Below are 11,964 nucleotides of genomic sequence, written 5' to 3'. Positions count from 1 at the left end.
CGATTATACACATTATTGCAGGCGGAAGAATCTCCGACTGGAAGCCGGAACGAAGAGTAGAAAGAGCACCAGCATGTCCGGCAGTTTTTGCATAAATAGCGCGCGCAGGATCTCGCGTTTGGATTCACCGGCGATGCTGAACAGCTCCGGGTAGCCATACCCCAGCGAGGCGGCCCACAGATAGCTTGCGGCGGTAATTTGCGTCAGCAGATAGACCCATCGCGCCCAGTTGCGCCCTTTAACCAGCGAAAACGCGCAGTAGATCTCGATAAACACCAGCACCAGGCTGCTCAAAAAGACCAGCGTCAGATTCCACGTCTGCACGCTGCGGTGAATGAATTCACCGATGCCGCGCACGCCCAGGGTGTTGAGAATCATCAGCACATCCAGGCAGCGGATCATAATAATGGCGAGCGCCGCCACCTGAACCAGCGCAGGTACGTTAGGACGCGCGTGCGTAATACGTGATTTTTTTAATAATCCCAATGTTTTACTTCCCTGAAAAACAGTGCCGCGTCATGCGCGGCACATCACTGGAAATTTTAAATCCTTCAGCCGCGTCTTGCACGCTGGATATCGCGCACGCGCTGTTTTTCCGCGCGCGCCATCAAATACCAGGCGATAAATCCGACAATTCCGACCACGCCGAGGATGATAGAGGCCAGGGCGTTGATCTCCGGGTTGACCCCCATACGCACGCTGGAGAAGACCAGCATCGGCAGCGTGGTCGCCCCCGGGCCGGAAACAAAGCTGGCGATCACCAGATCGTCGAGCGACAGGGTAAACGCCAGCAGCCAGCCGGAGATCACCGCCGGCATAATCATCGGCAGGGTGATGATGAAAAAGACCTTCAGCGGCGTCGCGCCAAGATCCATCGCCGCCTCTTCAATGGAGCGATCCAGCTCGCGCAAGCGCGAGGAGATCACTACCGCTATGTAGGCCGTACAGAAAGTGACGTGCGCCAGCCAGATGGTGAGCATGCCGCGATCTGCCGGCCAGCCGATGGCGTGCGCCATGGCTACGAACAGAAGCAGCAGCGCGAGACCGGTGATCACGTCCGGCATGACCAGCGGGGCGGTAATCATAAAGGCGAAGCCGTTCGAACCGCGAAAACGCCCGAAACGCACCATCACCAGCGCGGCGATCGTGCCCAGCACTGACGCCATGGTCGCCGCCAGCGCCGCAATGGTCAGGCTTAGCCCCACCGCGCTCATCATTGCATCATCGTGGAACAGCTCGCTGTACCAGCGCGTCGACCAGCCTGCCCAGACCGTCACCAGCTTGGAGCTGTTAAACGAATAGATCACCAGCATCAGCATCGGCGCATACAGGAAGGTAAAGCCGATGACCAGGATCGCGATTCGCCACGGGGAGCGCACTACCGGTAAGTTGTTCATCCGCGATCTCCCATCTGTTTCTGCTGATGCTTGTGGAACCACATGATCGGCACGATCAGCAGCAGTAACATGATAATCGCCACCGCTGACGCCACCGGCCAGTCGCGGTTATTGAAGAACTCCTGCCACAGCACGCGACCAATCATGATGCTGTCTGGCCCGCCGAGCAGTTCCGGGATCACAAACTCCCCCACCGCCGGGATAAAGACCAGCATCGACCCGGCAATAATGCCGCCTTTGGTCAGCGGGACGATGACGCTGAAGAAGGTTTTTAACGGACGGGCGCCGAGATCGAGCGACGCTTCCACCAGCGAGTAGTCGATACGGGTCAGCGCCGTGTAGATCGGCAGCACCATAAACGGCAGATAGGCGTACACAATACCGATATAGACCGCGAGGTTGGTGTGCAGGATCGTCAGGGGCTGATCGATAACCCCGAGCCACATCAGGAAGTTGTTCAGCACGCCGTTGTTTTTCAGGATCCCCATCCAGGCGTAAACGCGGATCAGGAACGAGGTCCACGACGGTAAGATTACCAGCAGCAGCAGGATGTTGCGGGTCGACGGCTTACTGTGCGCCACCGCCCACGCCAACGGGTAGCCCATCACCAGACAGCAGAGCGTCGAGATGGCCGCCACCTGCAGCGACTGCAGATAGGCTTCGAAATAGAGCGGGTCGTCGGTGAGCTGCAGGAAGTTACCCAGGTTTAAGGTCAGCGTCAGCTGCCCGTCGGCCCAGTCCAGCAGGTTGGTGTAAGGCGGGATTGCCCGCGCCATTTCCGCCAGGCTTATCTTGAAAACAATCAGGAACGGCAGCAGGAACAGCAGGATCAGCCACACGTACGGCATGGCGATCACCAGCTTGCGGCCGTGGTTCATCTGCATTCGCGTCAGCCACTGGGCAAAACCGCCCGGTTTGCCTGCGCGGGCTGGAGGTTCAAGTGTACTCATTGGCCGCTCCTTATACCGTCAGCACAACGCAACTGTCTGCATCCCAACACAGGCGCACTTCGTCGCCCCAGGTCGGCTGCCCCTTGCGGTAGCGATGTTCGTTCTGTAACTGCGCGCTGAGCATCTGCCCGCTTTTCAGGCGCACGTGATAGATGGAGAGGTCGCCAAGATAGGCAATGTGCACCACTTCACCGACGGCAAAGTTATAGCCATCGGCAGGCGGATCCTCACAGAGCATGATCTTCTCCGGACGCAGCGCGACGTAGACCGGCACGTTATCCACCACGGAGTTATCCGGATCGACCTTCAGCGGATGCTGCAGCCCCGGCGATTCGATGACCAGACCATCTTCCTGACGATCTTTCAGCAGCCCTTCGAAGACGTTGACCGAGCCGATGAACTCCGCGCTGTAGCGGGTGGTTGGATGCTCATAAATCTCTTCCGGCTCGCCAATCTGCACGAACTTCCCGCGGTTCATGATTGCGATACGTCCGGCCATGGTCATGGCTTCTTCCTGGTCGTGGGTAACCATCACGCAGGTCACGCCCACGCGCTCGAGGATATCGACCACTTCAAGCTGCATACGGTCGCGCAGCTTTTTATCCAGCGCGCCCATCGGCTCATCGAGCAGCAGCAGTTTCGGGCGTTTTGCCAGGCTGCGGGCCAGGGCCACGCGCTGGCGCTGGCCGCCGGAGAGCTGGTGCGGTTTACGCTTCGCGAACTCCTGCATGTGTACCAGGCTCAGCATCTCGGCCACGCGCGCGGTAATTTCGGCCTTCGGCAGTTTGTCCTGCTTCAGGCCAAAGGCGATGTTCTGCTCCACCGTCATATGCGGGAACAGCGCGTAGGACTGGAACATCATGTTAATCGGGCGCTGATACGGCGGTACGCTGGAGAGATCCACGCCATCGAGCATGATCTGCCCGGCGGTGGGCTGTTCAAAACCGGCCAGCATACGCAGCAGGGTCGATTTACCGCAGCCAGAAGCTCCCAGAAGAGCAAAAATCTCGCCTTTATAAATCGTCAGGCTGACGTCGTCCACGGCATGCTGGCCATCGAAAGATTTAGTGAGGTTACGAATTTCAAGAAGCGGGGTCAGCGCTTTACGGACTTTCGCCTGCGGGCGGGGGATCGCGTCATTCACGGGGTGCTCTCCGGCAGAAATCAAATCATGGTGCAGGCGCACCAGAACGGTGCACCTGTTGCCGGGGGCACTTCGCTTGCCCGGCCTGTAACAAAGGGTTATTTACCGCTTTTCACCTTGGTCCACGCACGGGTACGTACGCGGTCAATTTTTGGATCCTGGACTTTCAGGGTGAAGAGCTTGGCGAACACATCCGCTGGCGGATAGATTGCCGGGTTATTACGGATTTCTTGGCTCACCAGCGGCACGGAGGCCTTGTTACCGTTCGCATAGTAAACGTGGTCGCTGATGTGGGCGATAACCTCAGGACGCATCAGGTAGTTGAGGAACTGATACGCTTCGTCTTTGTTTTTGGCGTCAGCCGGCATCGCGAAGACGTCGAAGAAGGCCAGCGCCCCCTCTTTCGGAATGAAGTAGGAGACGTTCACGCCGTTTTTCGCCTCTTTCGCGCGGTTCGCCGCCTGCCATACGTCCCCTGCCCAGCCAATCGCGACGCAGATGTCGCCGTTCGCCAGGTCGTTAATGTACTGGGACGAGTGGAAGTAACGAATGTTTGGACGCAGCTTCAGCAGCAGATCGGTCGCCGGGCCGGTGTAATCATCCGCCTTATTGCTGTTCGGGTCTTTGCCCAGGTAGTTCAGCACGGTCGCGAAAATCTCTTCCGGCGCATCGAGGAAGGAGACGCCGCAGCTTTTCAGCTTCTCAAGGTTTTCCGGCTTCAGCACCACGTCCCAGCTGTCCAGCTTCACGTCCGGGCCCAGCGCCGCCTTCACTTTATCAACGTTAAAGCCGATACCGGTGGTCGCCCAGAGATACGGCATCGCGTATTTGTTGTCCGGGTCGTGTTTGGCCACCAGCTTCAGCACTTCCGGATCGAGGTTTTTCCAGTTCGATAATTTGCTCTTATCCAGCGGCTGGAAGACGCCTGCCGTCAGCTGGCGCTCGAGGAAGCTTGCGGAAGGCACCACGAGGTCAAACCCGGTGCTGCCCGCCATCAGCTTTCCTTCCAGCACTTCGTTGGAATCGAACACGTCGTAGACCACTTTAATGCCGGTCTCTTTTTCAAAATTTGCCACCGTGTCCGGCGCAATATAGTCAGACCAGTTATAAACGTGCAGCGTTTTTTGTTCCGCAGCGAGCGTGCCGGCAGAGACGGCCATCAGAGCACCCGCAACCAGACCCGATAACCATTTTTTATTCAAGGCGATCATAGTGTTATTCCTTCTGAAAGCTCGTTAACAAACGAACTAAAACTGTGCAATCTGAATGTATGCAAAAATCATGCATAGTTTGTCGCTCTGCTCAAAATAAAAAGAAATCTCTTTACCCGGCAGCTTCCGCTCGCTTTTTGAAGCATCGCAAGAATAACTGTAGCCCGTGTCCCCGGCTATAGCCCAGACGAAAAAACGCCTTTTATCAATTTTTTATGCAGGTTAAGTCTACGTGATAAGCCGAAACGGCCTTCAGGGAGGTGAATAATTCTTTAAAGAAAGGTTAAAAGCAGCAGAAAAAATGGCCTTCTGCAGCCGCTATGGCAGCGACTGCGCAAAAGTCAGACAGGCTTAGTGAAGAAAATTGGGAGATGCATCATTATTCTCTGCATCATCTTCCGCGCTATACAGCAGATGGTGTGCATTGGCTTCCATCATGACCATCGAAATTTGCTCTTCGCTCAGGCGCATAAACCATGAGAACTGCTTGAATGACAGCCCGGCTCCGGAGAATAAAGACTGGCAAACGACCAGTTTTGGCAGATTATCATCCTGTATGTCGAGAAATGCTTTCACCGTCAAAGAACTGGCGTTAATCGCTGACAGGTCGGAAGCCAGCGCCAGCAGCGCAGAGGGCTTCACTTCGGCCAGCGCGGAGAAAAGGATCACGTCGTTAATCAGATCGATTTTGGCATCGAAAATGCCGTCGAAATTCTGCATATGAGGCAGATGCAGCGCCTGGCAGGAATCGCATTCGAAAAACGTAATTCCGGCATCATCAAGCCATTGACGTAACGTATCCAGTGTAGGTACGACCTGTAAATCCATCGCGTTGCAGCCTCTTTAATAAAAACTTCGCATAGGGTACTTAAAAAGCGCGCGGTAATCCATTTAACCACCCGTTTTCAGACAGTAGCCCGGCGTCGCATGACGCTCGATCCATAAGATCATTTTACCCGCAATATCGACCCCTGTGGTTTTTTCCACGCCTTCAAGCCCCGGCGAGGCGTTCACTTCCATAACCAGTGGCCCTCGCGTCGCCCGTAGCAGGTCTACGCCTGCCACGTCCAGCCCCAAAGTCTGCGCCGCTTTGACGGCAATTTCCCGCTCCTGGTCGCTGATATCGGCGATTCTGGCAATGCCGCCGCGGTGAAGGTTAGAGCGGAAATCGCCCTCTTTGGCCTGGCGCTCGATGGCCGCCACCACCTCGTTTCCCACCACGAAACACCGGATGTCGCGCCCTTTGGCCTCTTCAATGTACTCCTGCACCAGAATATGGGCATTCAGCCCGCGGAAGGCGTCAATCACGCTCTCCGCTGCCTGACGCGTCTCCGCCAGCACCACGCCAATGCCCTGTGTGCCTTCCACCAGCTTGATCACCAAAGGGGCACCGCCCACCATGTCGATCAGATCGCTGGTGTCGTCCGGTGAATGGGCAATCCCGGTGACGGGAAGATCGATCCCCTGGCGCGCGAGCAGCTGCAGCGAGCGCAGCTTGTCGCGGGCGCGTGAAATGGCGACGGATTCGTTGAGCGGATAGCTGCCCAGCATCTCGAACTGGCGCAATGCAGCGGTGCCGTAAAAGGTTATCTGGGAGCCGATGCGGGGGATCACCGCATCAAAGTGCGGCAGCTTGCGGCCTTTGTAGTGAATCGACGAGGCGGCAGGGTCAATGTTCATATAGCAGGACATCGGGTCGAGGATCTCAACCTGATGTCCGCGTTTCGCCGCCGCTTCTCGAAGACGCTTACATGAATAGAGCGTTCCATCCCGGGACAATATGGCAATTTTCACCCTGCACCTCTCTGAAGACATGGAAAAAGCCTGCGTATCATATACGCAGGCAGGCGCAGGATAAATGGACTATCGCGTAGCCCAGCCCTGTTTGTGCAGATAATCAAGAATAAACGGGCGATTTTCTTTAATGATGGTGCGGCGAATATGGTCAGTCCAGGTGTCGCGACGGTTATTGCTGCCGCGCGTCAGGTAGTAGTTCGCCAGCTCTTCATCGTATTGATTCAGGACGTCCTGATCGACCGGCTGGTAGTGGTTTTCGTGCACCAGCATCGCCGCGGGAATACGCGGTTTCAGATCCGGGTTATCCGCCGGCCAGCCGAGACACAGGCCAAACAGCGGCAGCACGTGTTTTGGCAGCTTCAGCAGGTCGGTCACGCTTTGAATGTTGTTACGCAGGCCTCCGATGTAGACGCCGCCTAATCCCAGCGACTCCGCCGCCGTAAAGGCGTTTTGCGCCATCAGCGCGGTATCCACCACGCCCAACAGCAGCTGTTCGGCCAGCCCGAGCTCGGCCTCAGGGCAGATCTGCAGGTGGCGGTTAAAGTCGGCGCAGAATACCCAGAACTCGGCTGCCTGAGCCACATGCTTCTGCCCGCCGGTCAGCGTCACCAGCTGTTCACGCATGGCCGGGTCGGTAATGCGGATAATGGAGCTGCACTGCAGGAAGCTGGAACTTGAAGTCGCCCTTGCGCTGTTAATAATCGCTTCGCGCTGCGCATCGGTAATCGGCTCATCGGTGAAGTGGCGAATGGAACGATGGGAAAGGAGCAGGTCTATGGTTGGCGTCATCTTGTCTCTCTTTGTCTTGCTTAATACGTATGGCAGCCAGTATAGGCAATGATATGCGCGGTGTAATTGGCGAAACATAGCTCATAGATATTATAACGACAGGCGAAACCTTCTTTAATGACGACAGGTTATGGGGCACTATACGTGTCATTCGCCGTCAGGCTTGTTTTTTTGAGGAGAGAGAAATGTTTGCAGTAATTTTTGGTCGTCCAGGGTGCCCTTACTGTGTGCGCGCGAAAGAGCTGGCTGAGAAACTGACCGAAGAGCGCGATGACTTCAACTTCCGCTACGTGGATATCCACGCGGAAGGCATCACGAAAGCGGATCTCGAAAAAACCGTCGGTAAGCCGGTTGAAACCGTACCGCAGATCTTCCTCGATCAGAAACACATCGGCGGCTGCACCGACTTTGAAGCCTATGCCAAAGAGCACCTGGGCCTGTTTGCTGCCCAGTAATGAAAGGAGGCCCTCACCGAGAGGGCGTTTTTATTTGTGGTGCCGTCGGCGTTGAAGCAGACTGCGCACAAATAAGTAGCAGAGCGCGCCAAGGGCGCACCAGAATACGGCGCTCATCAACCACGCCAGCTCCTGCCAGAAACTTCGCGTTGAAACATACAGCATACGCATCAGCAGCAGACACAGCGGTGCCGCCAGCATGGCGCCAATTAGCGGCTTGACCACTTCCCCTTTACGGGAAAGAAAACTGGCTGCCGCTCCCGGCAGGGTAAAAAAGAGCAGCCCCAGCTCCGGGTGTCCGGCAGCCCTGAATGCCCCTTTCAGATTAAAAGCGAGCGACATACACACGACGGTAAACAGCAAAAAGCAGCTGATCACCCCCGCCCAGTTTCGTTTAATGTTCAAACTATCCTCCTGACTTATCTCTATCAAATACAGCTTCGTCGGGTAGACGCCCGGTCAGATAAAGCAATGCGGCAATCCTTGCCAAAGTACGCACAGGGTGATGCGATAATAGGTAGCTGTCAGTAGCTAATGCGATTAAACTACACGCCAGCTAATGTTTTAGGGAATAAAGCAGGAAACAGGGAGCGTTAACGCCTTTCCCTGACCCAGAAAACAGTAGCCCAAATAGTTCTTTCATTCAACAACTTACTGGTAAACAAGAAGTTAGCCTCCGTGAATATAAACGTCGCAGACTTGTTAAATGGGAATTACATCCTGTTATTATTTGTGGTACTGGCGCTGGGCCTTTGCCTGGGTAAATTGCGCCTGGGTTCAGTTCAACTTGGTAATTCCATTGGCGTTTTAGTCGTCTCCTTATTATTAGGTCAACAGCACTTCAGCATTAACACGGACGCGCTCAACTTAGGTTTTATGCTGTTTATTTTTTGTGTTGGCGTGGAAGCGGGACCGAACTTTTTTTCAATTTTCTTCCGCGACGGCAAAAATTATCTGATGCTGGCGCTGGTGATGGTCGGCAGCGCGCTGCTGATCGCGTTAGGACTGGGTAAACTGTTTGGCTGGGATATCGGGTTAACGGCCGGTATGCTGGCAGGCTCCATGACCTCCACTCCCGTGCTCGTGGGTGCCGGTGATACCCTGCGTCATTCCGGCATGGCCGGCGCACAGCTTTCTGCCGCACTCGACCACCTGAGCCTGGGCTATGCCCTGACCTATCTGATTGGTCTGGTGAGCCTGATCGTTGGCGCACGCTATCTGCCAAAACTGCAGCACCAGGATCTACAGACCAGCGCCCAGCAAATCGCCCGCGAGCGCGGTCTGGATACCGATTCCAAACGTAAAGTCTATCTCCCGGTGATCCGCGCCTATCGCGTCGGGCCAGAGCTGGTGGCATGGGCAGACGGCAAAAATCTGCGCGAGCTGGGGATTTATCGCCAGACGGGCTGCTATATCGAACGTATCCGCCGCAACGGCATTCTGGCGAACCCGGACGGCGACGCGGTGCTGCAGATGGGCGACGACATCGCGCTGGTGGGTTACCCGGACGCCCACGCCCGTCTCGACCCGAGCTTCCGTAACGGCAAAGAGGTGTTCGACCGCGACCTGCTCGACATGCGTATCGTCACCGAAGAGATCGTGGTGAAAAACCATAACGCCGTTGGCCGCCGCCTGGCGCAGCTGAAGCTGACGGACCACGGCTGCTTCCTCAACCGCGTGATCCGCAGCCAGATTGAGATGCCTATCGACGACAACGTGGTGCTCAACAAAGGCGACGTGCTGCAGGTCAGCGGCGACGCCCGACGCGTGAAAACCGTGGCCGACCGCATCGGCTTTATCTCCATTCACAGCCAGGTCACCGACCTGCTGGCCTTCTGCGCCTTCTTTATCGTTGGTCTGATGATCGGGATGATCACCTTCCAGTTCAGCAACTTTAGCTTCGGCATCGGTAACGCCGCCGGGCTGCTGTTCGCCGGGATCATGCTGGGCTTCCTGCGAGCGAACCATCCGACCTTCGGCTACATTCCGCAGGGCGCGCTGAACATGGTGAAAGAGTTCGGTCTGATGGTGTTTATGGCAGGCGTCGGCTTAAGCGCGGGCAGCGGCATTGGCCACAGCCTGGGCGCCGTCGGCTGGCAAATGTTGGTTTCCGGACTTATCGTCAGCCTGGTGCCGGTGGTGATCTGCTTCCTGTTCGGCGCCTACGTGCTGCGCATGAACCGCGCCCTGCTCTTCGGGGCAATGATGGGCGCGCGTACCTGTGCGCCTGCGATGGAAATCATCAGCGATACCGCGCGCAGCAACATCCCGGCGCTGGGCTATGCGGGCACGTATGCTATCGCTAACGTGCTGCTGACGCTGGCGGGTACGCTGATTATCATCATCTGGCCCGGACTCGGATAACTCCTAAGAATGCGCGTGGTGGAAAATATTTTTGTTACGCGCAGAACTTTTTTATCAGGGGGCAGTCATAACTAGTGCCACTGCTTTTCTTTGATGTCCCCAATTTGTGGAGCCCATCAACCCCGCCGTTTTGGTTCAAGGTTGATGGGTTTTTTGTTGCCTGAAATTCCCTTACACAAAAAATCAATCGCTTACAGCCACGCTTTCTGATGTTGGGCGTCAGCGCCAGACAAAACCATATCCCCTTACTTTTTTTCTTCCTGGCTTCAGAAAACTATCGCTCCCTGACAACAAACGAATAAAATCAGGAAAAACGTCAGCAAGGAAAGCCGCATGTTCGATTTTTATCCCGAGAAAACCTACAGCAGAACGGAAGTAATGAGCAAACCTTCGCCAGTTCCGCCAGTAAATGGCGTCTATTTTTGGTGGTTTAAGGAAATTCCTCCAGGCGTGCCGACCGAGGGCTGCATTACCTCAGACGGCTACACACTGCTATACGTTGGTATTTCGCCCGACCAGAGAGGGAAACCTTACAGCCGTTCGAACTTAAGGAAACGAATCAAAACGCATTACAGCGGCAATGCGGCTGGCTCAACACTCAGGCGCACGCTGGGTGTGTTATTGAGTGGTTTAAGTGGCTTTCCCCTGCGCCGCGTGGGTTCTGGATCCAGAATGACATTTACTCACCCTGGCGAGCAGTGGCTTGATGTCTGGATGGAAAATAATGCCAAAGTTCACTGGCTTCCTGTTGATGCGCCCTGGGAACTTGAAGACACACTGATCGCATCGCTTTCCTTACCACTAAACATTCAGGGAAATGCTCATAGCTTTAAAATGACGCTTTCAGGAATGCGAAGTCAGGCTGCTGCGGAGGCAAGATTGATGGAGATTGCTAATGAGCGGGGTTCCAGAAGAAGAGTAGTGGCACAGTAACAAAAGCTACGCCGGTGCGCCTGGCTCAATAAGCTCAATTTTCCTGCATTTTGTCCAGCGACTGCTTGCCCGCCAAGGCCGGATTTACCAGCGGCGCTTTCAGTAACAACGCGTTAGTGAATATGGGTATGATCATCTACCCGCTCCCGCTGGAACTCATCGGACCGCCGCTTTGGGTAACAGTGCCGTTAATAATCATCTCGCTGTTGATGCAAGTGGTATCGGCCTCTACGACAAATCCAGAGGTTTTGAATGTGACATTGTATGTCACCTCGAACACCATAGATTTGATGCCCTAACGTGCCAGCGCACGATGGTGGGTTCGTACTCAAACAAGCTGCGGGTAATACGTCACGTTACCGCCTGCGGAATACGCAGACGGCGCAAACTGGCTGAAGGAAATAACAGGCAGTGTGAATGCAGTTTCTAAATTGCCCCATCTTAATAACCACAAGCTGCCCATCCGGCTACGGACGCCACCAGGTATGAGCCCCCACGCAGTGTAAGGCAGTTAATCTAGTTAGTTTCATTTGAAATTCGCCTACCTTTATCTGGCACAACCAGTTGCCTCGCTCAACTTCGGTCACGGTGCCGGTGCGCATTAGGTTGTGAGTAAAGCACATGGATTCTGAGGGTTATGCGTTCAGAACAGGCAAGGGGTCACAATCTAACGTTTCCGAAAATCACGAGCAATTGTATCAAGCCCCAAACAATCCTCTTTAGGAACAAGCGAATGAGTAGTAAAGTATTTCAGTTCTGACAACGAAGTTCTCAGATTAAGCAAAATAATAGGGATTTCACAATGCATATAAAAAAGGTTGAGCTAAAAAAATTCTAAAAATACAAAGACTCCTCAATAAAATTAAATAATGAGCTGAGTCTTGTAGTGGGAGGCAATAACTCTGGAAAGTCGTCTTTACTTCA

The 11,964-nt window shown here is 54.9% G+C and carries 12 protein-coding genes and 1 pseudogene; 3 read left to right on the top strand and 10 right to left on the bottom strand.

Annotation, left to right across the window (positions count from 1 at the left end; all coding sequences use genetic code 11):
• Positions 1 to 12: 12 nt before the first annotated feature.
• From AB3N39_RS06840 to nfsA, 8 genes are all read right to left on the bottom strand, one after another.
• On the bottom strand, positions 13 to 486 hold the full coding sequence (locus tag AB3N39_RS06840; protein WP_024907853.1) for a YbjO family protein: 474 nt from the start codon (positions 484 to 486) through the stop codon (positions 13 to 15).
• A gap of 65 nt (positions 487 to 551) precedes the next feature.
• Positions 552 to 1,397: a putrescine ABC transporter permease PotI gene (potI, locus tag AB3N39_RS06835; RefSeq protein ID WP_367897162.1), complete on the bottom strand. Its 846-nt coding sequence runs from the start codon at positions 1,395 to 1,397 to the stop codon at positions 552 to 554.
• Complete coding sequence (gene potH / locus AB3N39_RS06830; RefSeq protein WP_133294074.1) at positions 1,394 to 2,347, bottom strand: putrescine ABC transporter permease PotH; 954 nt, start codon at positions 2,345 to 2,347, stop codon at positions 1,394 to 1,396. Before potH ends, potI begins: the two co-directional genes overlap by 4 nt.
• A 10-nt stretch (positions 2,348 to 2,357) precedes the next feature.
• Entirely contained in the window at positions 2,358 to 3,491 is a 1,134-nt protein-coding gene (gene potG / locus AB3N39_RS06825; protein ID WP_024907855.1) for a putrescine ABC transporter ATP-binding subunit PotG, read from the bottom strand.
• A 98-nt stretch (positions 3,492 to 3,589) separates the two neighbouring features.
• The gene (gene potF / locus AB3N39_RS06820) at positions 3,590 to 4,702 is read right to left on the bottom strand and encodes a spermidine/putrescine ABC transporter substrate-binding protein PotF (protein WP_023617461.1); all 1,113 of its coding nucleotides are present in this window, start codon (positions 4,700 to 4,702) and stop codon (positions 3,590 to 3,592) included.
• A gap of 351 nt (positions 4,703 to 5,053) precedes the next feature.
• A complete protein-coding gene (locus AB3N39_RS06815; protein ID WP_014169308.1) occupies positions 5,054 to 5,530 on the bottom strand; it encodes a YbjN domain-containing protein in 477 nt (158 codons plus the stop codon).
• A 63-nt stretch (positions 5,531 to 5,593) separates the two neighbouring features.
• Positions 5,594 to 6,496: a 30S ribosomal protein S6--L-glutamate ligase gene (rimK, locus tag AB3N39_RS06810; protein ID WP_111963877.1), complete on the bottom strand. Its 903-nt coding sequence runs from the start codon at positions 6,494 to 6,496 to the stop codon at positions 5,594 to 5,596.
• A 69-nt stretch (positions 6,497 to 6,565) separates the two neighbouring features.
• Positions 6,566 to 7,288 (bottom strand): nitroreductase NfsA, encoded by a 723-nt coding sequence (gene nfsA / locus AB3N39_RS06805; RefSeq protein WP_111963876.1) that lies wholly within the window; start codon positions 7,286 to 7,288, stop codon positions 6,566 to 6,568.
• Between the two features lie 185 nt (positions 7,289 to 7,473).
• On the opposite strand from nfsA, the gene AB3N39_RS06800 reads away from it, so the two are divergent.
• Positions 7,474 to 7,743 carry a GrxA family glutaredoxin gene (locus AB3N39_RS06800; RefSeq protein WP_006809455.1) on the top strand — a complete coding sequence of 90 codons (270 nt, stop codon included), beginning with the start codon at positions 7,474 to 7,476 and terminating at the stop codon, positions 7,741 to 7,743.
• Between the two features lie 30 nt (positions 7,744 to 7,773).
• On the opposite strand, the gene AB3N39_RS06795 is transcribed toward AB3N39_RS06800, so the two are convergent.
• Positions 7,774 to 8,148: an inner membrane protein YbjM gene (locus AB3N39_RS06795; RefSeq protein ID WP_111963875.1), complete on the bottom strand. Its 375-nt coding sequence runs from the start codon at positions 8,146 to 8,148 to the stop codon at positions 7,774 to 7,776.
• 273 nt (positions 8,149 to 8,421) lie between these two features.
• On the opposite strand from AB3N39_RS06795, the gene AB3N39_RS06790 reads away from it, so the two are divergent.
• Positions 8,422 to 10,107: an aspartate:alanine antiporter gene (locus AB3N39_RS06790; RefSeq protein WP_111963874.1), complete on the top strand. Its 1,686-nt coding sequence runs from the start codon at positions 8,422 to 8,424 to the stop codon at positions 10,105 to 10,107.
• Between the two features lie 333 nt (positions 10,108 to 10,440).
• On the top strand, positions 10,441 to 11,040 hold the full coding sequence (locus tag AB3N39_RS06785; protein ID WP_367897161.1) for a GIY-YIG nuclease family protein: 600 nt from the start codon (positions 10,441 to 10,443) through the stop codon (positions 11,038 to 11,040).
• Between the two features lie 113 nt (positions 11,041 to 11,153).
• Here the strand turns inward: AB3N39_RS06785 and AB3N39_RS06780 are convergent.
• Positions 11,154 to 11,663 (bottom strand): annotated as a pseudogene (locus AB3N39_RS06780) (phage baseplate assembly protein V).
• Positions 11,664 to 11,964 lie beyond the last annotated feature (301 nt).

Origin of the sequence: Enterobacter vonholyi, from assembly GCF_040834095.1 — a bacterium.
GTDB lineage: Bacteria > Pseudomonadota > Gammaproteobacteria > Enterobacterales > Enterobacteriaceae > Enterobacter > Enterobacter vonholyi.
The sequence above is the reverse complement of the archived record's forward strand: the minus strand, read 5'-3'. Positions and strand labels throughout refer to the sequence as shown.

Coding starts and splice junctions, on each gene's coding strand:
- potI (WP_367897162.1), bottom strand. CDS start 1,397: ATGAACAACTTACCGGTAGTGCGCTCCCCGTGGCGAATCGCGATCCTG.
- potH (WP_133294074.1), bottom strand. CDS start 2,347: ATGAGTACACTTGAACCTCCAGCCCGCGCAGGCAAACCGGGCGGTTTT.
- potF (WP_023617461.1), bottom strand. CDS start 4,702: ATGATCGCCTTGAATAAAAAATGGTTATCGGGTCTGGTTGCGGGTGCT.
- AB3N39_RS06815 (WP_014169308.1), bottom strand. CDS start 5,530: ATGGATTTACAGGTCGTACCTACACTGGATACGTTACGTCAATGGCTT.
- nfsA (WP_111963876.1), bottom strand. CDS start 7,288: ATGACGCCAACCATAGACCTGCTCCTTTCCCATCGTTCCATTCGCCAC.
- AB3N39_RS06800 (WP_006809455.1), top strand. CDS start 7,474: ATGTTTGCAGTAATTTTTGGTCGTCCAGGGTGCCCTTACTGTGTGCGC.
- AB3N39_RS06785 (WP_367897161.1), top strand. CDS start 10,441: ATGTTCGATTTTTATCCCGAGAAAACCTACAGCAGAACGGAAGTAATG.